Source organism: Neorhizobium vignae (genome assembly GCF_000732195.1).
Lineage (GTDB): Bacteria > Pseudomonadota > Alphaproteobacteria > Rhizobiales > Rhizobiaceae > Neorhizobium > Neorhizobium vignae.
In genome coordinates, this window is record NZ_JNNU01000006.1 from 184,266 (window position 1) to 204,069 (window position 19,804).

Annotated in this window: 20 protein-coding genes; 13 read left to right on the forward strand and 7 right to left on the reverse strand. The window is 62.1% G+C overall.

What is annotated here, in order from left to right; genetic code table 11:
• Positions 1 to 2 precede the first annotated feature (2 nt).
• The gene (locus tag GQ59_RS11990; RefSeq protein WP_037081414.1) at positions 3 to 797 is read right to left on the reverse strand and encodes a transporter substrate-binding domain-containing protein; all 795 of its coding nucleotides are present in this window, start codon (positions 795 to 797) and stop codon (positions 3 to 5) included.
• A 167-nt stretch (positions 798 to 964) separates the two neighbouring features.
• Here GQ59_RS11990 and GQ59_RS11995 point away from each other — a divergent pair, with 167 nt between their 5' ends.
• Together GQ59_RS11995 and GQ59_RS12000 are read left to right on the forward strand one after the other, a co-directional pair.
• Positions 965 to 2,245: an MFS transporter gene (locus GQ59_RS11995; protein WP_037081415.1), complete on the forward strand. Its 1,281-nt coding sequence runs from the start codon at positions 965 to 967 to the stop codon at positions 2,243 to 2,245.
• Positions 2,246 to 2,381: 136 nt separating this feature from the next.
• Positions 2,382 to 2,882, forward strand: a complete 501-nt coding sequence (locus GQ59_RS12000) for a nuclear transport factor 2 family protein (protein ID WP_244447953.1) — start codon at positions 2,382 to 2,384, stop codon at positions 2,880 to 2,882.
• A gap of 63 nt (positions 2,883 to 2,945) precedes the next feature.
• Here the strand turns inward: GQ59_RS12000 and rplS are convergent, their stop codons facing one another.
• Positions 2,946 to 3,491 (reverse strand): 50S ribosomal protein L19, encoded by a 546-nt coding sequence (gene rplS / locus GQ59_RS12005; protein ID WP_037081417.1) that lies wholly within the window; start codon positions 3,489 to 3,491, stop codon positions 2,946 to 2,948.
• 263 nt (positions 3,492 to 3,754) lie between these two features.
• Here rplS and GQ59_RS12010 point away from each other — a divergent pair, with 263 nt between their 5' ends.
• Entirely contained in the window at positions 3,755 to 4,501 is a 747-nt protein-coding gene (locus GQ59_RS12010) for a sulfite exporter TauE/SafE family protein (RefSeq protein ID WP_037081419.1), read from the forward strand.
• 135 nt (positions 4,502 to 4,636) lie between these two features.
• On the opposite strand, the gene trmD is transcribed toward GQ59_RS12010, so the two are convergent.
• The 5 genes from trmD to ffh all read right to left on the reverse strand — a co-directional run bounded on the left by trmD (position 4,637) and on the right by ffh (position 8,383).
• The gene (trmD, locus tag GQ59_RS12015) at positions 4,637 to 5,338 is read right to left on the reverse strand and encodes a tRNA (guanosine(37)-N1)-methyltransferase TrmD (RefSeq protein ID WP_037081421.1); all 702 of its coding nucleotides are present in this window, start codon (positions 5,336 to 5,338) and stop codon (positions 4,637 to 4,639) included.
• 5 nt (positions 5,339 to 5,343) lie between these two features.
• On the reverse strand, positions 5,344 to 5,910 hold the full coding sequence (rimM, locus tag GQ59_RS12020) for a ribosome maturation factor RimM (RefSeq protein WP_037081424.1): 567 nt from the start codon (positions 5,908 to 5,910) through the stop codon (positions 5,344 to 5,346).
• Positions 5,911 to 6,029: 119 nt separating this feature from the next.
• Positions 6,030 to 6,395: a 30S ribosomal protein S16 gene (rpsP, locus tag GQ59_RS12025; protein WP_037081427.1), complete on the reverse strand. Its 366-nt coding sequence runs from the start codon at positions 6,393 to 6,395 to the stop codon at positions 6,030 to 6,032.
• A gap of 78 nt (positions 6,396 to 6,473) precedes the next feature.
• Positions 6,474 to 6,788 (reverse strand): chorismate mutase, encoded by a 315-nt coding sequence (locus GQ59_RS12030; RefSeq protein WP_037081430.1) that lies wholly within the window; start codon positions 6,786 to 6,788, stop codon positions 6,474 to 6,476.
• Positions 6,789 to 6,802: 14 nt separating this feature from the next.
• A complete protein-coding gene (gene ffh / locus GQ59_RS12035; protein ID WP_037081433.1) occupies positions 6,803 to 8,383 on the reverse strand; it encodes a signal recognition particle protein in 1,581 nt (526 codons plus the stop codon).
• A 296-nt stretch (positions 8,384 to 8,679) separates the two neighbouring features.
• Here ffh and GQ59_RS12040 point away from each other — a divergent pair, with 296 nt between their 5' ends.
• The 10 genes from GQ59_RS12040 (at position 8,680) to ftsY (ending at position 19,744) form a co-directional block, all read left to right on the forward strand.
• Positions 8,680 to 8,922, forward strand: coding sequence for a type II toxin-antitoxin system VapB family antitoxin (locus tag GQ59_RS12040; protein ID WP_037081435.1), 243 nt, complete (start codon positions 8,680 to 8,682; stop codon positions 8,920 to 8,922).
• Positions 8,922 to 9,359, forward strand: coding sequence for a type II toxin-antitoxin system VapC family toxin (locus GQ59_RS12045; protein WP_037081436.1), 438 nt, complete (start codon positions 8,922 to 8,924; stop codon positions 9,357 to 9,359). Before GQ59_RS12040 ends, GQ59_RS12045 begins: the two co-directional genes overlap by 1 nt.
• A gap of 64 nt (positions 9,360 to 9,423) precedes the next feature.
• Positions 9,424 to 10,506: an MBL fold metallo-hydrolase gene (locus tag GQ59_RS12050; protein WP_037081438.1), complete on the forward strand. Its 1,083-nt coding sequence runs from the start codon at positions 9,424 to 9,426 to the stop codon at positions 10,504 to 10,506.
• 239 nt (positions 10,507 to 10,745) lie between these two features.
• Positions 10,746 to 11,276 (forward strand): RNA polymerase sigma factor, encoded by a 531-nt coding sequence (locus tag GQ59_RS12055; RefSeq protein ID WP_051903922.1) that lies wholly within the window; start codon positions 10,746 to 10,748, stop codon positions 11,274 to 11,276.
• Positions 11,269 to 12,198, forward strand: coding sequence for a FecR family protein (locus tag GQ59_RS12060; protein ID WP_037081439.1), 930 nt, complete (start codon positions 11,269 to 11,271; stop codon positions 12,196 to 12,198). The genes GQ59_RS12055 and GQ59_RS12060 overlap by 8 nt, the downstream gene beginning before the upstream one ends.
• Before the next feature lie 137 nt (positions 12,199 to 12,335).
• Positions 12,336 to 14,885, forward strand: coding sequence for a TonB-dependent receptor (locus GQ59_RS12065; RefSeq protein WP_084683132.1), 2,550 nt, complete (start codon positions 12,336 to 12,338; stop codon positions 14,883 to 14,885).
• Between the two features lie 28 nt (positions 14,886 to 14,913).
• Positions 14,914 to 15,504 (forward strand): biliverdin-producing heme oxygenase, encoded by a 591-nt coding sequence (locus GQ59_RS12070; RefSeq protein ID WP_037081444.1) that lies wholly within the window; start codon positions 14,914 to 14,916, stop codon positions 15,502 to 15,504.
• 425 nt (positions 15,505 to 15,929) lie between these two features.
• Positions 15,930 to 16,847, forward strand: coding sequence for a diaminopimelate epimerase (dapF, locus tag GQ59_RS12075; protein ID WP_037081445.1), 918 nt, complete (start codon positions 15,930 to 15,932; stop codon positions 16,845 to 16,847).
• The gene (mtaB, locus tag GQ59_RS12080; RefSeq protein WP_037081446.1) at positions 16,844 to 18,130 is read left to right on the forward strand and encodes a tRNA (N(6)-L-threonylcarbamoyladenosine(37)-C(2))-methylthiotransferase MtaB; all 1,287 of its coding nucleotides are present in this window, start codon (positions 16,844 to 16,846) and stop codon (positions 18,128 to 18,130) included. Before dapF ends, mtaB begins: the two co-directional genes overlap by 4 nt.
• 15 nt (positions 18,131 to 18,145) lie before the next feature.
• Entirely contained in the window at positions 18,146 to 19,744 is a 1,599-nt protein-coding gene (gene ftsY / locus GQ59_RS12085; protein ID WP_037081448.1) for a signal recognition particle-docking protein FtsY, read from the forward strand.
• Positions 19,745 to 19,804: the final 60 nt, after the last annotated feature.

Consider the following 19,804-nt stretch of genomic DNA (forward strand, 5'->3'; position numbering starts at 1 on the left):
CTTTACTGGCCCATCTTGTAATCGAGGAACCACTTCTTGTTCAGCCCGTCGAGCGTGCCGTCGGCCTTCAGCGCGGCGATCGCGGCGTTGAGCGGCGCAACCAGATCCGAGCCCTTCTTGAAGATGAAGCCGAAATCCTCGGTGCCGAGCGGCTGGCCGATCAGCTTTAAGGAGCCGCCGGAGGCCTTGACGTATCCGTCGCCGGCGGTGCTGTCCGTCAGGACCAGGTCGACGTCTCCCGCCTTCAGCGCCTGCACTGTCGCACCGAAGGTCTCGAAGAGCTTGACCCGCGGGTTCTGCTCGTTGCCGTCGAGGATCTCGTACACCGCCGTGTAAAACGGGCTCGTCCCCGGCTGTGCGCCGATAAGTCCGGTGGTGAGGGCGCCAAAACTCTTGGCGTCGGTGAAACGCTTTTCGTCGCCGCGCACCAGCATCAGTTGCTGCGAGCGCATATAGGGATCGGAGAAATCGACCTTCTCCCTGCGATCGTCCTTGATGGTGATGCCGGTCATGCCGATGTCGTATTGGCCGTCGGAAACGGCCTGGATCATCGCATCCCAGCTGGTGTTCTGGTATTCGAGCTTGAAATTCAGCCGTCTGGAAATCTCGTTCATCGCATCATATTCCCAGCCGATCGCCTTGCCGCTTTTCGGATCGACGAATTGCAGCGGTGGATAGGCGTTTTCCGTGACCACGACAACTGTCCGGCCCTTCAGGTTCGGCAGTTCGGCGGCGCCGGCGGCGGGTGCAAAGGCAAGGGCGGCAAGGCCGGTGATCAGCATACGGCGTGAGAGCATTCTGGCACTCCTGACAAATGGCTGGCGAATCCCTCTCATGAAAAGCCGGCCGATAGCAAGCGACCGAAAGCGGGCATCTTTTTCTTGCCGCGCATAAGGGGGTCCTCTACATCCCCATCACCGAAATACGCCGCTTCCTCTGCGGCAAATGCTTTGGAGTAAATAAGTTGGTTCAGGAAAAAGAGCTAATTTCAAAGATCGTGTGGCGGCTTATGCCGTTCCTCGGCATCCTTTATCTGATTGCCTATATCGACCGTCAGAACGTCAGCTATGCCAAGCTGGAAATGGTCGGCGCGCTCGGCATGAGCGAATATGCCTATGGTCTCGGCGCCTCACTTTTCTTCATCGGCTACTTTCTGTTCGAGGTCCCGAGCAACCTCTTCCTAAACCGGTTCGGCGCCAGCCGCTGGTTCGCCCGCATCATGATCACCTGGGGCATTGTGACCGTGGCGCTCGCCTACACGCAGAACGCGACGATGTTCTACATCCTCCGTTTCCTGCTCGGCGTCGCGGAAGCAGGCTTCTTCCCGGGCGTCCTCTACCTGCTGACGCTCTGGTTCCCGAAGGATTATCGCGGCCGCATGGTCGGCCTGTTCATGATCTTCAGCGCGCTCGCCAATGCCGTGGGCGCCCCGATTGGCGGCATGCTGCTCGATCTGAACGGGCTGCTTGGCCATGAGGGATGGCAGTGGGTCTTCCTGGCAACCGGCATTCCCGCGGTGCTCGCCGGGATCGTCACTTTCTTTTATCTCGACGACACCCCGGAAAAGGCGAAATTCCTGACGGAGGATGAAAAGCGCTGGCTGCGCGATCGGCTGGCGCGCGAGAATTCCGGAATGGAAGAGCATGCAGACAACGGATTCAAGGCGCTCGTCAATCCGCGAGTGCTTCTGATGGCGCTTTGCTATATCGGCTTTCCGCTCGCTGCCTACGGTCTCAGCTACTGGCTGCCGACCATCGTCAGGGGGTTCGGCGTCTCGAACACGACGAACGGCTTCATCAACATCATTCCGTGGGTGATCGTGGCGCTCGCGCTATGGGTGGTGCCGGCCGCCGCAGACCGGGCCGAGAGCAAAACTCCGTATATTGTCGGTCCCGCCTTCGTCGGCGCGATATGCCTGGCGCTTTCGGCGATCGTCACCTCGCCGATCTTGCAGTTCACTTTCCTTTGCGTCGCCGCAGCCGGCATTTTTGCGGGGCAGCCTGTCTTCTGGAGCCTTCCCTCACGCTTCCTCAGGGGTGCGGGCGCAGCGGCCGGCATCGCGGCGATCAATTCGGTGGGCAATCTCGGCGGCTTCATCGCACAGAACGTCGTCCCTTGGATCCGGGATTCGACCGGCAACAATATCCTGCCGATGGTCTTCCTCGCGATCTGCCTTGCTGTCGCCGGTGTCCTCGTCATCATCGTCGCCCGAATGTTGGCCGCGAGACAGGCGATCTCCGCCTGACCGGACGATACCGCCACTGGTTCCCTCTGCGGAACCAATGGCGGTAAAACTGCCTGCTTCCGCCTCATCGGCGTTTCTCCTATGTCTTTTGGCAAGTCAGATCAAAACGCTTGGGAGAATGTCGATGATAAGAGCCTTGAAACATGCCGCTCTGGGTTTGCTCCTGTTCGGGGCCGCGGTGGGCACGCTTGCCGCGCCGTCGCTGGCACAGGAGCCGGTGTTGGCCGCCCCGGACAAAGACGCGCTTTTCACCAGTACGGACCCCAAGCTGCATGCAAACAAGCAGGTTGCCTACGGTATCGTCCGTGATCTGCTGGAAGCCAATCAGTGGGACAAGGCCGATCGGTATCTCACTGAACGTTACATCCAGCACAACCCGAATGCCGCGTCAGGGCGCGAGGGGGTGGTGCGCTATTTCATCGACGTCCTGAAGCGGAAGCCGAGCCCCATTCCTGACAAGATAAAGACGCCGGTCGTCTTTGTCACAGCGGAAGGCGATCTGGTGACCGTGGGGACGGTGCGCGAAATGAAGGATCCTCGCGATCCTTCGAAGAGCTATACCAGCACCTGGTACGACACATGGCGCATCATCAACGGCAAGGCGGACGAGCACTGGGATTCTGCCATCAGGAATTAAACCGGTATCGCGCAACAAAAAAGGCGGCTCGAAGGCCGCCTTTTCCGTATTCGATATAAAAGCTTATTCGGCAGAAGCTTCAGCGGCCTTGGCGGCTTCGGCTGCTTCAGCAGCGGCCTTTGCTTCAGCGGCTTCCGCTGCTGCCTTTTCGGCGGCGAGAGCCTGGGCTGCTGCAACCTTCTCGGCTTCGATACGTGCCTTCTCTTCGGCAACGGCCTGACGTTCGGCGTCGTTCAGCTTGCGGGCGCGAACGCCGGTGTCTTCGACGATACGGGCCGACTTGCCGCGACGATCGCGCAGGTAATAGAGCTTGGCGCGACGGACCTTACCGCGGCGAACGACTTCGACGCTTTCGACCATCGGCGAGTAGACCGGGAATACGCGCTCGACGCCTTCGCCGTAGGAGATCTTGCGAACGGTGAAGCTTTCGTTGATGCCGCCGCCAGAACGGGCGATGCAGACGCCTTCATAAGCCTGTACGCGGGTACGGTTGCCTTCGGTAACCTTCACATTGACGCGGAGCGTGTCGCCGGCGGAGAATTCCGGAAGCGTACGCTTGGCCGCAATCTTGGCGGCCTGTTCGGCTTCCAATTCCTGGATGATATTCATCGTCTCAAACCTTTGGTTCTTCTGAAACAGCCAGAGCGCTCGGCTATATCCCTTTGGTCACAGCCTTGGGGATTTGCCTTTCGGCAGAGCGAATTCACCATTCTTTGTTGCTGGTCGACGGGATATTTCCCATTTCCGGGTGCGCCAATACACGAAAGACATGGGTTTGTCATCCCGTTGATTGCGATTTTGTGACGAAAAAGCCCGCTATTGCCGTGTTTCGCCGAAGCCGCTATCTGATGGCCAGGGATGAGGAAACATCAATGACAATCACAATGATAGCCCTGCTTGCCGCGGCGGGCTTCCTGTCCGGCGCGGTCAACGCGATCGCCGGCGGCGGGACCTTTCTGACCTTCGGGGCGATGACGCTTGCCGGCATTCCGCCGATCCTCGCCAATGCGACGTCCTCGATCGTACAGTTTCCCGGCTATGTCACTTCGACGATCGCCTACTGGGACGAGATTTCCAGCCGCTGGCGCAGCGCGCTTGTATTGGCGCTCGTTTCGGTCGTCGGTGCCTTCGCCGGTGCCTTCCTGCTGCTGTCGCTCGACAATCCGTCCTTTCGCGCGCTCGTGCCCTGGCTTTTGGCGGCCGCGACGGCGGTGTTTGCCGCAGGTCCCTGGCTGAAACCCAAGGCATCGGCGGAGCGCCCGGCCAATTCTCCCGGTTCCGTCATCGGACAGTTCCTGACCGCGATCTATGGCGGGTTCTTCGGTGCAGGCATGGGCATCATGATGCTCGCCGTGCTCGGCGTCACCACCGGCGGCAGCTACCACCACCTCAATGCGCTGAAAAACATGCTGGCGATCCTGATCGCGGCCGTCGCCATCGTCGTCTTCGTCGGCGGTGGCGTCATTGCCTGGCCGGAAGCGCTGGTGATGATCCCGGCCGGCGCGCTTGGCGGTTATGCCGGCGTGTGGATGGCGCGGCGGGTGCCACAGGCTGTGCTGCGCTGGTGCGTGGTGGCGGTTGGGGCGGGATTGACGATCTATTATTTCGTGACGGGGTGAGCCAGTCGCCCCCTCACCCGGCCTCCGCTCCGCTCGGCCACCCTCTCCCCAAGGGGAGAGGAGGATTGGAGGCGTCGCGGCACAACTATCTTCTCCCCAGCGGGAGAAGGTGGCCCGAAGGGTCGGATGAGGGGGTTACTTCGCCTTGTCCCGCAACGTGTCGGCAAGCAAATCCGGCCGCCTCTCGGCTGTTAGCTTCTTCGCCTCCTCATGCCGCCATTTCTCGATCGCCGCATGGTTGCCGGATGTCAGCACAGCCGGAATCTCGCGCCCCTCGAACACCTGCGGCCGCGTATATTGCGGGTGCTCAAGCAGCCCGTTCTCGAAACTCTCGTGGGTGCCGGACAGCGCATTGCCCATCACGCCCGGCAGGATGCGCACCACCGCGTCGAGCAGCGTCAACGCCGCCGGCTCGCCGCCGGACAGAACGTAGTCGCCGATCGATACTTCTTCGAGATTGCGACCATCGATCACGCGCTGATCCACGCCTTCGAACCGACCGCAGACGATCACCACGCCGCCGCCGGCCGCAAGCTCGCGCACCTTTTCCTGGGTCAGCGGCTTTCCGCGCGGACTCATCAGAAGACGGGGGCGGCTGTCATTTTCAGAGACGCTGTCGATCGCCTTGGCGAGAATGTCCGGCTTCAGCACCATGCCGGCGCCGCCGCCTGCCGGCGTGTCGTCCACCGTGCGATGTCGGTCCTGCGCAAAATCGCGGATCTGTACCGTATCGAGCGTCCATTGTCCGCGCTCCAGCGCCTTGCCGGCCAGGGACGAGGCCAGGTGTCCCGGAAACATTTCCGGGTAAAGCGTCAGGATGGTGGCGCGGAAGGTCATCGTTGCTATTTGCCCTTTTTGGGCAGGCCCGGTGTGGGGTCGTCGTCTTCCGGATTCTCGGCAAGGCCGGCAGCCTGCGGGTCGATGATGATCTTGCCGCCTTCCAGGTCGATTTCCAGCACTGCCGCCTCGGAGAAGGGGATGAGGGCAGGGCGGCGGCCGGGGCCTTTCAGCTCCAGGAGATCGCCGGCGCCGAAATCATAGACGGCGCTTACCGTGCCGTAACTTTTGCCTTCCTCGTCGACTGCTTCGAGACCTTCGAGGTCGGCATAATAGAATTCGTCTTCCTCGAGCTCGTCGTCGGGCAGGTTGTCGCGCTCGATGAAAAGTTCGAGACCGGCCAGTGCTTCGGCCGCGTTGCGGTCGTTGATGCCACGGAAACGGACGATTGCGATGTTCTTGGCCTCGCGGATTTCGAGGATTTCGAAGATCCGGCCGTCCTCGCTATGCAGGTTGCCGTAGTCGCCGAGCGCAGTCGGATCCGCCGTATACGTGCGCACCCGCACCTCGCCCCGGAGGCCCTGGGCGGCGCCGATGGTCGCCATCAGAATGGGGTTTTCGAGCTTGGTCATCAGGGTCGTGATCTCGGTTGTCGTGGGCTCATTTAAGCTGTGCGCGATCAAAAGCAAACAGCAAAACGGGCAGCGCGTTGCCGCGCCGCCCGTCGTTCAGGAAAGAATGGTCGCGAAGCTTATGCTTCGGCGGCAGCAGCTGCTGCATCTTCGGCCTTCTGGGCGCGTTCCTTGATACGTTCCTGGGCCTTCTTGCCCGGCTGACCCTTGCCAGGGTTGTTCTTGGCTTCGCGCTGGGCAATGCCGGCTTCGGCGAGGAAGCGCAGAACGCGGTCGGTCGGCTGGGCGCCGTTGTCGAGCCAATGCTTGATGCGTTCGGCGTTCAGTTCGACGCGCTTGGCATCATCCTTGGCGAGCATCGGGTTCCAGGAACCGAGCTTTTCGAGGAAGCGGCCGTCGCGGGGCGAACGGGCGTCGGCAACGACGACGGTGTAGTACGGGCGCTTCTTGGAGCCGCCGCGGGCGAGACGGATTTTCAGGGACATTGCAATTACTCCTAGGTTTCTCCGGGCTGCCGTCGGCGGGCCGGGGTTCTCGTTGTGCCCGCCGTCAGGCGGGCTGATTCATGCTGTCTTCGTGCCGACGTGTTCGGCGGCAATGGCTTCATGGTGCCGGATGACTTCCGTGATGACGAAGTTCAGGAACTTCTCGGCGAAATCCGGGTCCAGATGCGCTTCCTTCGCCAGGCGGCGAAGTCGCTCGATCTGGAATTCTTCGCGCGCCGGGTCAGCCGGCGGCAAATCGTATTGGGCTTTGAGGACGCCCACTTCCTTGGTGCAGCGGAAACGCTCCGCCAGCATGTGCACGAGCGCCGCGTCGATATTGTCGATCGACTGGCGGTAGCTTGAAAGCTTGGCCTTGACCTCAGGGTCAATCATCGGCGTGTCCTCCCTCACTTCTTCTTGGGCAGGCCGGGAAGGCCCGGGAAACCGCCACCAAGGCCGGGCAGCTTGGGCGCACCGAGACCCGGCATGCCACCACCCGGCAGGCCAGGCATCGATCCCGGCTTGAAGCCGGCGGCCTCCGCCTGCTTCTGCAGCGCTTCGAGCTGTTTCGGATCGAGCTTGGACAGGTCGGGCATGCCGCCCATTCCACCCATTCCGCCGCCCATGCCACCAAGGCCCATCTTCGAGGCAAGGCCGCCCATCATCTGCTTCATCATGCCGCCCTTGCCCTTGCCGCCCATCATTTTCATCATGTCGGCCATCTGGCGGTGCATTTTCAGAAGCTTGTTGATTTCCGCGGCATCCGTGCCGGAGCCGGCGGCGATGCGCTTCTTGCGGCTGTGCTTCAGCATGTCGGGATTTGCGCGCTCGGCCCTGGTCATCGACTGGATGATGGCGATATGGCGGGCGAACGTCTTGTCGCTCATGCCGGCGGCCGAAAGCTTGTCCTTCATGCCGCTCATGCCGGGCATCAGCCCCATGATGCCGCCCATGCCGCCGAGCGATTGCATCTGCTTCAGCTGTTCGGCGAGATCGTTCAGGTCGAACTTGCCCTTGGCCATCTTTTCGGCCATGGCGCGCGCCTTGTCGGCGTCGATATTTTCCGCGGCCTTCTCGACCAGCGAAACGATGTCGCCCATGCCGAGAATGCGGTCGGCGATACGGCGGGGATGGAATTCCTCCATCTCCGTCATCTTTTCGCCCGTACCGATCAGCTTGATCGGCTTGCCGGTGACGGCGCGCATCGAAAGGGCGGCGCCGCCGCGGCCGTCGCCGTCCATGCGGGTCAGCACGAGGCCGGTAATGCCGACGCGTTCGTCGAAATTGCGGGCGAGGTTGACGGCGTCCTGGCCGGTGAGGCTGTCGGCAACCAGCAGGATTTCATGCGGGTTGGAGCGGCGCTTGATCTCTGCCATCTCTGCCATCAGCGGCTCGTCGATATGGGTACGGCCGGCGGTATCGAGGATGACCACATCGTGGCCGCCGAGCTTGGCGGCCTGCACGGCTCGGGCGGCGATCTCGGTCGGCGACTGGCCGGCGATGATCGGCAGCGTATCGACGCCGGTCTGGACGCCGAGCTGGCGGAGCTGTTCCTGGGCGGCCGGGCGACGCGTGTCGAGCGATGCCATCAGCACCTTCTTGCGCTCGCGATCGGTCAGACGCTTGGCGATCTTGCCAGTCGTCGTCGTCTTGCCGGAGCCCTGCAGGCCGACCATCATGATCACCACCGGGGCGACCGCATGCAGGTCGATGCCGACCCCTTCGGAGCCGAGCATCTCGATCAGCTCGTCATGGACGATCTTGACGACCATCTGGCCCGGCTTGATCGACTTCAGGACTTCGGCGCCAACGGCCTTTTCGCGCACCTTGTCGGTAAAGGAGCGCACGACTTCCAGCGCCACGTCCGCTTCGAGCAGGGCACGGCGAACCTCGCGCAGAGCGGCGGACACATCCGCCTCGCTCAATGCGCCACGGCCGGTCAGTCCACTCAAGATGGAGCCAAGACGGTCCTGGAGGCTTTCGAACATCGTTTCTTCCTTCTCGCGTTTCGGATGACCGAAACGTCGGGTTCTCATCCGCCAAAAACAAGAGACAAAGCCAAAAAGCACCCGAGGGCGCAACGCGCTGTCGGGTGTTGACCTCCGGGCTCAGTCTATCGGCCCCGGTCGGCGGCTCCAAGTCGTAACTTGTCAGCAGATGGGCGGGCTTAAACAGCAAGAGCAATGAAAAGTCAAGTCCGCTGGCCGGCAGGCGGTCGGCGCCTTGCCTTGCGGGAATATTCAATTGCTCTATACTGAATATTCAAACCTGTGGGGTGGTAGCCATGTCCCTGTATATACGCGACGCCAAAGTGAATGAACTCGCTGATGAAGTCATGCGGCGGCTTGGCACCAAGACCAAGACCGAAGCAGTGCGGGTGGCGCTGGAGAACGAGCTGAAGCGGGCCGATAAAGATATTCCGCTCGCTGAGCGGGTCAAAAAATACCAACGCCAGATTGCCGAACTTGGTCCACGCGACCCGAACTTCGATGAAAAGGCCTTTATGGATGAGATGTGGGAGTATTGATGTTTCTCGATGCTTCCGCGATCGTTGCAATTCTACAAGAAGAGGATGCAGGAGCGTCTTTGCTCAATCGTATAGAGGCTGCGGAAGGTCCGATTTACTATTCCTCGCTTGCCGTTTTTGAGGCAGTCATCGCTTTGTCGCGCCAAAGAAAGATAGCTACGCTGGGCGAGTACGCATCAACCCCGCCCGATCTCATTGCGAAGACGGAAATTTATGTCGAAGGCTTTTTGAAGGAGATAGGCGCCATTGAGGTAACTCTCCCTCCTGGGTTGCATTCTGTCGCCCTCGAAGCCGCGCGTACTTACGGCAGGTTCGTTGGCCATCCGGCCAAACTGAACTTCGGTGACTGCTTTTCCTACGCCACCGCAAAGACGCTCAAGTCTCCACTACTCTTTGTCGGCGACGATTTCTCCAAAACGGATGTCGAAGTCGCGTAAATGTGTTCTTCGCCCACGCAACGTCTCTTCCCAGGTGTAAGAGCACGCTGATAGACATCATCCTATGAACCGACGAAAATTTCTGAAATGGTCCGGCATCGGTGCGATCGCGGCCCTCGTGGGCGGGTTTGCGGCAAGGGGAGCCATGGCTGCCAACAAGTATTATTCCGGTCCGGTCTCCGATCATTTCGACGGAACCTATTTCTTCAATCCGGGTGGCGAGGAGCCGCGCGGCGGGCTCGACCTGCTGCGATGGAAGCTTGCCGGCAACAATATCGCCTGGCCCGACAGCTTTCCGAGCCCGTTTCCGCAGGCAGTGCCGGAAACCCGCGTCTCGGGCGACCGGTTGACCGTCACGATGGTCGGCCATGCCGCGATGCTGATCCAGGTCGCCGGCCTCAACATCCTGACAGACCCGGTCTGGGACGATCGCGCCAGCCCGGTGCGTTTCGCCGGTCCGAAGCGGGTCAATCCGCCCGGCGTTCGCATCGGCGACCTGCCGCCGATCGACGTCGTGATCGTCACCCATAATCATTACGACCATATGGACCTCGAGACCCTCTGGGTGCTGCAGAGCCGCGACAAGCCGCATTTCGTCACGCCGCTCGGCAATGACGCGCTCATCCGCTCCCGCGTCAAGGATGCGAAGATCACGGTGATGGAGTGGGGCGGCCAAGAGCAGATCGCGCCCGGCATCGTCCTGCATTGCGAGCCCTGCCATCACTGGTCGGCGCGAGGGGTGGGCGACCGGCGCATGGCGCTGTGGGCGGCCTTCGTCTTCGAAACCCCCGCGGCCAAGATCTACCATATCGGCGATACCGGCTTTCATGGCGGCATCAATTACCGCGCGGCACGGGAAAAGCATGGGGCCTTCCGGCTCGCCAACCTGCCGTTCGGCGCCTATGAGCCGCGCTGGTTCATGCAGGCGCAGCACCAGAACCCGGACGAGGCGGTCGAGGGCATGCTTCTCTGCGACGCGGCTTTCGTCGCCGGCCATCATTGGGGTACGTTTGACCTCACCGACGAGGGGATCGAGGAGCCGTTGGCGGCGCTTCATGCCGCTCTCGATAGACGCCGCATTTCGCGCGACCGCTTCCGGCCGATGCGGCCCGGCGAAGTCTTCGAGGTGCCCACGATTTCCGTCTGAGCCCTCGGGAACTGTTGCGGAAACGCGACAAATGGTCCGTTTCAGCAATAATTCAGTCTCTGCGCCGCAAGGCGGGCAGCTGTCCAACGTGCTGATTTTGCATTAAAACATGATTTTAATTATCATGTTTTTTCAGTCTTCCTTGGATTCATTCCAAATCATTGATGTTGAATCATCTTTTAGGCGGCGCTAAACGCGGCCCGATTGGTCGGGCAGGTCCCGGCCCGGGGGTTACCGACTTGGACATCAGTCTTATCGAGCAGTTGCAGCAGACCGAGGAAGGGAAGCTGCGGCGGTTCTTTCTTCGGCGTCTGCGCAACAGGGAGGATGCGGCGGACGCGACACAGGAGACTTTTCTGCGGCTGCTGACGGCATCGCCGAAGGAAGACTTGCGCAATCCGCATGCCTATCTTTTCCAGGTCGCCCGGTCCGTGGCTCATGGCATCACCGCCCGGCTGATACGCGACAGCGCGCTCTTCGCAGAAGAGATGGACGGGGCGCAGGTCGCCGATGAGGCGCCGAGCCCGGAGCGGGTGCTGGCGGCGCGCCAGCAGCTCGGGCTTCTGATCGAAACGATATCCGCCCTGCCGCCGAAATGCCGGGTTGTGTTCGTGCTCAGCCGGCTCGAAGGGCTTTCCAACGGAGAGATCGCGGAGAGGCTCGGGATCTCCCGGAACATGGTTGAAAAACACATCATCCGTGCACTCATGGCTTGCCGTCAGGCCCGCCTTGCGGCATTGCCTCCCGCCGGGGGGATTGCATATGACTAATGTTTCAGACAAGGCGCGTGAGGATGCCATTGCGGAGGAGGCGGCAGGCTGGGTCGCGCGGCTCGGCTCCCGCGATGCGACCGATGCCGATCGCCGCCGCTTCGAATTCTGGAAAATGCGGGATCCGGCTCACGCGGCTGCCTTTGACGAAATGAGTGCTCTCTGGGGCGATCTCGCCGCGGTGCCGAAAACGGTCGCGCCGCGAAGGCGCCGGGTGATAGGGGGTGGCGTTGCCGCCCTGCTTCTGTTGGGCTGTCTTGGCATCATCGCCAACGAGACCGGCCTCATCGCCCGGTATCGTTCGGATTTCTACACGCCGGTCGGCGTCATCCAGCGCATCGACCTCGATGACGGGTCGGTGGTGACGCTCAACACCGATAGCGCGATCAAGGTTCGATTTGGCCAGACTGAGCGCCGGATTGTGGTCCTGCGCGGCGAAGCCTTTTTCGATGTCACCCCGAACCCGGCACGGCCTTTCGTCGTCAGCGGCGACGAAACCCAGGCGATCGCGCTCGGCACCCATTATGCGGTGCGGGTCGGCGAGCGGGACGAGGTGATGGTCGAGGAGGGGCAGGTGGCCGTGACCGCCGGCTCCCAGCGCGCTGTGATCGAGACAGGCGGTACCGCGCATCTCGGCGCCGATGGCCGTCTGGCAACCGGCTCCGGCGATGTCGCCGATCTGACGAGTTGGCGCAGCGGCAAGCTGGTCTTCTCCGGCCGGCCGCTCGGTGAGGTGCTCGGCCAGATCGGCCGTTACCAGCGGGGCCGTATCATGGTGCTCGACGACCAGGCCTCGCAGTTGCGGGTCAGCGGCGTCTTTGCCGTGAACGATGTCGACCAGGCTTTCGTGGCTCTGCAGGAGAGCCTGCCGATCCGCGTCATCCGGGTTTCCGACTGGGTCACGCTGGTCCGTTCACGCTGAAGACATGCCCATCTGAAAAATTGAGTATTTATATCATCTTTTTTCGAAGCCGACGTCAGGAGTTGGACCCCCCTTTCACTCATAACCACCAGGGGCCGCGATGAGAGCGGTCCGAAGTTTGAGTGCAGGGGGTCTAAATGAGTTTGAGGGGGCCGATTTTTTCGCGGCATGTCCGGATCGCGCTTGGTTGCGCATCATGGCTGGGCGGCATGGCTCCGGCCATCGCACAGCAGCCGGCGCCAGGTGTCCGGTCGCAGCAGGTCGCCGTTTCCATTCCCGCCGGGCCGCTTGAAAGCGCACTTCTCGCGCTCGGCCGCCAGACCGACCTGCGTCTCGTCTATCGCAGCGAAATCACCGCCGGAAGGACCACGGGTGGTGTGACCGGTTCGCTGACGCCGTCTGCCGCCCTGTCGCGGCTGCTCTCCGGCACCGGCGTTTCCTTCCGGTCGAGCGGCGGCAATACAGTGACGCTGGAGGCCGCATCTGCGGTTTCGGCGGGCAGCCCGCCGGATGGGTCGGATGATACGACGCTCGCGCCGATCGTGCTTCGCGACGGTGAAAGCGACGGCGTGGATGCGCCTTACGAGACGGCGGGCTCGACGAGCTATATCACCGCCGAACAGATAGAGCGGTTCCGCGGTTCCAGCGCGGGTGATGTATTCAAGAACGTGCCGGGCGTCATTTCGGCCAGCAACCACAGCAGCGGCTCAGTCAATGTCAACATCCGGGGCTTGCAGGGCCAGAACCGCGTTCGGGTCGCGATCGATGGTACGCAGCAGACGACAACCACCTGGCGCGGTTACGGCGGCGTGGATGACCGCACCTATATCGATCCGGACCTGATCGGCGGCGTCGGCATTTCCAAGGGACCAACTGGCGGCGCTGTGGGCGCCGGCGTCAATGGCGGCGTGGTCGAGATCACCACGCTGAAAGCCAAGGATATCGTCGAGGACGGCAAGCAATATGGCGGCCGCATCAAGATCGGCGCTCAGGACAACACGACGAAGGATTTCACGGTCAATTCCTACGACCAGCAGACGGATTCGGCTGAATTCTTCGATTTCACCAATGGCTCGGGCAGCTTCGCGTTCGGTACGGTGCAGGACAATTTCGATTTCGTCATTGCCGGTGCCCGCCGCTATCGCGGCAACTATTTCGCCGGCAAGCACGGCAAGAACTATTACGAGTTCCAGGGCCGCAACCAGTTCCTCTCGCGGACCAAGCAGGGTGAGGAAGTTTTCAACTCGTCCAACGAATCCACCTCGTTTCTCGCCAAGGGTACGCTTCGCTTCGACGACGATCAGAGCCTGGAACTGGGCTATGTCCGCTATGAAAGCCAGTTCGGCCAGATCATGACGTCGCTTCTGACCTCCGGAGACAACACATTCCGGCAGGCGCCGCTATCCGATGTCACGACCGACACGTTCACCAGCCGCTATCGCTACAACCCGAGCGACCTGATCGATCTGAAGGTCAATGCATGGCTAAGCATCGTCGATCAAAACTCCATGTCGACGGGTCTCGGCTTATATTACCCGCAGTTCAACATCATACCGGGTGACGATCCTCGCTACGCCATGACCCATACCTGGGGCAGCGACATTTCGAATACGAGCCTGTTCGACACGGAATACGGGCCGTTCAAGGCCAATTACGGCATGTCCTACCTGCTCGAGGATATCGATTCCAGGCGCTATTTCAGCCGCAGTCATACGACCGACCGCGGGGTGCCGATGGATCCAAGCATCGGCAACCGGTCGATCGCCAGCGTGTTCACCGACGGCCAGTGGGAGGCGACCGACTGGCTGACCTTCAATGCCGGGCTGCGCTATGACGGTTACTGGATGAATGACAAGGGTATCGAATCCAGGACCGGCATCCGCCACAAGGAAGGCGGCCGGTTCAACCCGTCCATCAGCGCCATCGTGGAGCCGATCGAAGGCCTGCAGTTCTACGCGCTTTATGCCGAAGGCATGCGCCCGCCGACCATGCGCGAAACCATGGGCAATGACGGTAACGTCATCCAGAACCCCTATCTGAAGCCCGAGGTCTCGAAGAACTGGGAAGTCGGCGTCAACTACAGTAAGGATGGCCTGTTGCTCGCGGACGACGCGCTGCGTCTCAAGCTGTCCTATTTCAACAACAACTACACCGACTATATTTCCCGCGTGCCCTCCAATGCGGGGCCGGGCCAGCCGGTCTTCACCTTCGATAATCTCAGGAGCACCCGGTTCTCAGGTATCGAAATCTCCGGCTCCTACGAGGCCGGCCCATTCTTCAGCGAAGGATCGGTGACCAAGTATCTGAGCTATGAGTTCTGCCGCACCCTTTCCACCTGCTCGGACACGACCGTGTCGATGGACTATGCCGCCAACCACATGCCGCCCGAAATCATGGCGAGCCTGACGCTCGGCATGCGCCTGTTCGACGACAGGCTGAGTTTTGGCACCCGCTTCACGCATGGCGGCGCGCGCCTGTCGCCGGTCACGCAGGAAGCCCGGATGTATACGGGCATGTGGATTCCCTATACAACCGTCGATGCGTTCGCCACCTACAAGATCACCGACCACTTGACGTTCGATCTCCAGGCGGAGAACTTGACGGATCGATTTTACGTGGATGCGCTCGACGGGTTCACGCCCGCTCCCGGCCGAACAATCCGAGCGTTCCTGACGGCTAAATTCTAAAGTATATAAGTATCTGGACATTGCACGCATGCAGATCGAACTCGAAACCCCCGTTGCGCCGACCCGGGTCCAGCGCCTGAAGGCTCTCACGGACGCCACCCATGAGCGCCTCGACAAGCGCATCATGGCCGCTGATCCCTTCGCCAGCCGCGAGCGTTACGCGCTTTTCCTCGCCGTGCAGCACCATTTTCACGCCGATGTCGATCCGCTGTTTACCGATCCGCGGCTCAACCGCCTCGTCCCCGATCTTCCGAGCCGCGTCCGGCTTGAAGCGCTGCGGCAGGATATTGCCGATGTGACCGGAAGCGAGCCGCCCGTCCTCACCGCCAGCACGGGTAGGCTCGATATCCCGGCCGCACTCGGCTGGCTTTATGTCGCCGAAGGTTCGAACCTCGGCGCCGCCTTCCTCCTGAAGCAGGCGGCCAGGCTCGGCCTGTCCGAAGAATTCGGCGCCCGCCACCTCGCCGGCCACCCCGCCGGCCGCGGCCTCCACTGGCGCACCTTCGTCGCCGCCTTCAACGGATTCGCCATGTCCGAGGCGGAGGAAGCGGATATGGCCGAAGGCGCCAAGGCGGCGTTCCGGCGGGTGCATGCGCTGGTGGACGAGTTTTTTGTTTGATGGGGATGCGTGGATCCTCGGGTCGAGCCCGAGGATGACGGAGTTGGATGTTTTCATCAGAATGGCAAACGCGAAGGGGTGAGATCTAGGTTAGGGCATATTTTTGGGCGTATCCTATGCCCAACCGAAAATGCTTATCAGCCCTTGGCGGCGCTTCGCGCACCCTACTTTCCATGTCGTGTTCACTTTCTCTATGTCGTCATCCTTGGGCTTGACCCGAGGATCCACGGCCACGCATTGCAACGTTTCCAAAACCTTGCCCTCTTTCGCGCCCTCTCGGCCCACGTCCCAATCCTCTGGCCTGCGCGACCAAGCGGGGCCGATGCCACGCCAAGGGCATTGCCTCACCCCCACTGGTAATTCCCTGCCTTTTCCGCCATATACAGCCCGATAAGCGGGCAGATGGCCCGGAATGGATTAATGTCATGACGGAACTGGTGGAATTCGCGCGGATGAACGGGCTTGGCAACAAGATCCTGGTCGTCGACATGCGCGGACGCACCGACATGGTGACGCCGCAAGCCGCGATCGCGCTGAATGCCGATCCGGCCACCCACTTCGACCAGATCATGGCAATCCACGATCCGAGGGCTGAAGGCACCGACGCCTGGATCGACATCCTCAATTCCGACGGTTCGAAGGCGCAGGCCTGCGGCAACGGCACGCGTTGCGTGGTGCAGGCGCTGAGCGCCGAGACCGGCCGCAAGACCTTTACCTTCCAGACCGTCGCCGGCATCCTCAACGCGGTCGAGCATGAGGACGGCACGATCTCGGTCGACATGGGCAAGCCGGTGTTCGAGTGGGACCGCATTCCGCTCGCCGAGGAATTTTTCGATACCAGCCGGATCGAGCTGCAGATCGGCCCGATCGATGCGCCGATCCTGCATTCGCCGTCTGCGATGTCGATGGGCAATCCGCATGCGGTCTTCTGGGTGACAAGCGATCCGATGAGCTTCGATCTCGAACGGTTCGGTCCGCTGCTCGAAAACCATCCGATGTTTCCGGAAAAGGCCAATATCACGCTGGCGCAGGTCACCTCGAAGTCGTCGCTGCGCACCCGCACCTGGGAACGCGGTGCCGGCCTGACGCTTGCCTGCGGTTCGGCGGCCTGTGCCGCTGCCGTCTCCGCCGCCCGCACCGGGCGCACCGGGCGCACGGTGACGATCGACGTCGCCTCCAGTCCGGTCCGCCAGCCGCTCGTCATCGAGTGGCGCGGTGACGATCACGTCGTGATGACCGGGCCGGCCGAATGGGAATGGTCGGGCAAGGTCGATCCGACCATTGGAACCTTTACCCGCGACACAGTGCAGCACGCCGACGGCCCGGAGGCTCGGGTCAATTGAGCGGCGTCGAGGTCATCACCTTCGGCTGTCGGCTCAATACCTATGAATCGGAAGTGATGCGGGCGGAGGCCGAAAAGGCCGGGCTCAACAACGCCATCCTGGTGAATACCTGCGCCGTGACCGGCGAGGCCGTGCGCCAGGCCCGCCAGGCGATCCGCAGGGCGCGGCGCGAAAACCCGCATGCCCGCATCATCGTCACCGGCTGCGCCGCCCAGACCGAAAAAGACACCTTTGCCGAGATGGCCGAAGTCGATGCCGTGCTCGGCAACGAGGAGAAGCTGAAGAGCGCCTCGTACCGGGCGCTGCCGGATTTCGGCGTCTCGGCGGAAGAGAAACTCCGCGTCAACGACATCATGAGCGTGCGCGCCACCGCGCCGCAGATGGTAAAGCATATAGACGGGCATGTGCGCGCCTTCATCCAGGTGCAGAACGGCTGCGATCATCGCTGCACCTTCTGCATCATCCCCTATGGCCGCGGCAATTCCCGCTCGGTGCCGATGGGCGCGGTGGTCGATCAGGCCAGGCGGCTCACCGAAAGCGGTTATCGCGAGATCGTGCTGACCGGCGTCGATGCCACCAGCTACGGCGCCGATCTCCCCGGCCAGCCTTCGCTCGGGCTTCTCGCCAAGACGCTGCTCAAACAGGTGCCGGAGATTCTGCGCCTGCGCCTGTCCTCGATCGACAGTATCGAGGCGGACAAGCATCTCTGGGACCTGATTGCCGACGAACCGCGGTTCATGCCGCATCTGCACCTGTCGCTGCAGCATGGCGACGACATGATCCTCAAGCGGATGAAGCGCCGCCATTCGCGCGCCGAGGCGCTGGCCTTCACCGAACAGGCGCGGCGGCTCAGGCCCGAGCTTGCCTTCGGAGCGGATATGATCGCCGGTTTCCCGACCGAGACCGAAGAGATGTTCGAGAATGCCGCGACGCTTGCGGAAGAGGCCGACATCGCCTTCCTGCACGTCTTCCCCTACAGCGCGCGCCCCGGCACGCCGGCTGCCCGCATGCCGCAGGTCGATCGGGCGCTGGTCAAGGATCGGGCGGCGCGGCTGCGGGCGCGGGGCGAGGCGCTGCATCGCGACCATCTCGATCGCATGGTCGGCACCGAGCAGACGATCATCGTCGAGAACAACGGCATGGCGCACACGGAAAACTTTTCGCTGGTGGCCGCGCCGCGCCTTGTTCCCCGCGAGTTCAAGCGCGTTATGATTACCGGCCATAACGGCAAACATCTGGAAATGCAGGTCACGTCCGCCCTTGTCCCGTCTCGGGCGGCGTAACCGGAACAGGTTCTCATGGCATTGGGCTTCATCAAACGCGTCTTCACCTTCGGCAAACCCGCCGAGGAACCGGTTCCCGATGCGGCAACGCCGGAGGATGTTGCCGCCATCCAGGCGGAACTGGAGCCGAAGTCGCGCGACGAAGACCTGCCGGTCTCGCCGGTCGATCCGGTGGCTCTGACGGAGATCGAGACTGCAGGCGGGCCTGTTGCGGATGTGGCGGCTGAGGCTATCACCGAGGCGATATCGGAAGACGAAACGCCGGCCATTCTTCCCGGTGTTGAGAGCGCGCCGGATATCGGCATGGTGCCGCTGTCGCTGTTGCAGGCGGAAGCAGAGGCCGAAGAAGAGGCCGTAGCGCTTGCGGAAGCACCCCCCTCTGTCCTGCCGGACATCTCCCCCTCAAGGGGGGAGATCACGGATGCGCCGTCGTCTCCAGCATCCGATATCGGCGCTATGGACTCTGGTACTGGCGCCGCGGGTTCCGGGTTCGCTTTGGAGCGGGAAGAGAGCCACGATTCGATCTCCCCCCTTGTGGGGGAGATGTCCGGCAGGACAGAGGGAGGTGCTTCTTCAGACGAAGCGGTCCCCGTTGTCGCTCCAAGTGAAAAGCCTCGCCCCGAACCCACTCTCCCCAGAGGTTTCTCCACCGCCCGCCCGGAACCCACGCCCGAACCCGTCGCCACTGCCCCCAAACTCACCTGGTTCCAGCGCCTGCGCGCTGGCCTCGCCCGCACGTCGTCGCAGCTCACCGGCCAGATCGGCGCCCTTTTCACCAAGCGCAAACTGGACGAAGACACGCTGGAACAGCTCGAAGATCTGCTGATCCAGGCCGATCTCGGCGTCGAGACCGCGATGCGGGTGACGGGCGCGCTTTCTTCAGAGCGTTACGGCAAGGACGTCACCGGCGAGGACGTGTCGCGGATCATGGCGGCTGAAATCACCAGGGTTCTGGCGCCGGTCGCCAAGCCGCTGGCGCTCGATCTCAATCACAAGCCGCATGTCATTCTCGTCGTCGGCGTCAACGGCACCGGCAAGACCACGACGATCGGCAAGCTCGCGGCAAAACTCTCCGGCTCCGGCCTCAAGGTCATGCTCGCTGCCGGCGACACCTTTCGCGCGGCGGCCATCGAGCAGCTGAAGATCTGGGCCGATCGCACCGGCTCGGGCTTTATCGGCACCAAGCTCGGCGCCGATGCGGCCGGCCTTGCCTATGACGCCTACGAGCAGGCGCGCGCCAACAAGAGCGACGTGCTGATCATCGATACCGCCGGCCGGCTGCAGAACCGCACCGAGCTGATGGCCGAACTCGAAAAGATCGTCCGCGTGCTCGGCAAGCTCGATCCCGATGCGCCGCATACGGTGCTGCAGACGCTGGATGCCACGACCGGCCAGAACGCCATGAACCAGGTCGAGATTTTCCGGAACGTTGCGGGGGTCAGCGGGCTTATCATGACGAAGCTCGACGGCACGGCGCGCGGCGGTATCCTGGTGGCGATCGCCGCCAAGCACAAGCTGCCGGTCTATTTCATCGGGGTCGGCGAAGGTGTAGACGATCTCGAACCCTTCGAGGCGCAGGATTTTGCGCGCGCCATTGCCGGGATTGCCCATTGATGCCACAAATCTGCCTTGGCATCCGCGCAGGGCCAAGGCAGGATTAAGCAGGTTTGACCT

Excerpts from the sequence above, each read along its gene's own strand:
- GQ59_RS12030 (WP_037081430.1), bottom strand. The coding sequence starts at position 6,788 with ATGATTGACCCTGAGGTCAAGGCCAAGCTTTCAAGCTACCGCCAGTCG.
- GQ59_RS12065 (WP_084683132.1), top strand. The coding sequence starts at position 12,336 with ATGAGTTTGAGGGGGCCGATTTTTTCGCGGCATGTCCGGATCGCGCTT.
- GQ59_RS11990 (WP_037081414.1), bottom strand. The coding sequence starts at position 797 with ATGCTCTCACGCCGTATGCTGATCACCGGCCTTGCCGCCCTTGCCTTT.
- GQ59_RS12070 (WP_037081444.1), top strand. The coding sequence starts at position 14,914 with ATGCAGATCGAACTCGAAACCCCCGTTGCGCCGACCCGGGTCCAGCGC.
- ffh (WP_037081433.1), bottom strand. The coding sequence starts at position 8,383 with ATGTTCGAAAGCCTCCAGGACCGTCTTGGCTCCATCTTGAGTGGACTG.
- ftsY (WP_037081448.1), top strand. The coding sequence starts at position 18,146 with ATGGCATTGGGCTTCATCAAACGCGTCTTCACCTTCGGCAAACCCGCC.
- dapF (WP_037081445.1), top strand. The coding sequence starts at position 15,930 with ATGACGGAACTGGTGGAATTCGCGCGGATGAACGGGCTTGGCAACAAG.
- rpsP (WP_037081427.1), bottom strand. The coding sequence starts at position 6,395 with ATGTCCCTGAAAATCCGTCTCGCCCGCGGCGGCTCCAAGAAGCGCCCG.
- GQ59_RS12040 (WP_037081435.1), top strand. The coding sequence starts at position 8,680 with ATGTCCCTGTATATACGCGACGCCAAAGTGAATGAACTCGCTGATGAA.
- GQ59_RS12010 (WP_037081419.1), top strand. The coding sequence starts at position 3,755 with ATGACAATCACAATGATAGCCCTGCTTGCCGCGGCGGGCTTCCTGTCC.
- trmD (WP_037081421.1), bottom strand. The coding sequence starts at position 5,338 with ATGACCTTCCGCGCCACCATCCTGACGCTTTACCCGGAAATGTTTCCG.
- GQ59_RS12060 (WP_037081439.1), top strand. The coding sequence starts at position 11,269 with ATGACTAATGTTTCAGACAAGGCGCGTGAGGATGCCATTGCGGAGGAG.
- GQ59_RS12050 (WP_037081438.1), top strand. The coding sequence starts at position 9,424 with ATGAACCGACGAAAATTTCTGAAATGGTCCGGCATCGGTGCGATCGCG.
- rplS (WP_037081417.1), bottom strand. The coding sequence starts at position 3,491 with ATGAATATCATCCAGGAATTGGAAGCCGAACAGGCCGCCAAGATTGCG.
- rimM (WP_037081424.1), bottom strand. The coding sequence starts at position 5,910 with ATGACCAAGCTCGAAAACCCCATTCTGATGGCGACCATCGGCGCCGCC.
- GQ59_RS12045 (WP_037081436.1), top strand. The coding sequence starts at position 8,922 with ATGTTTCTCGATGCTTCCGCGATCGTTGCAATTCTACAAGAAGAGGAT.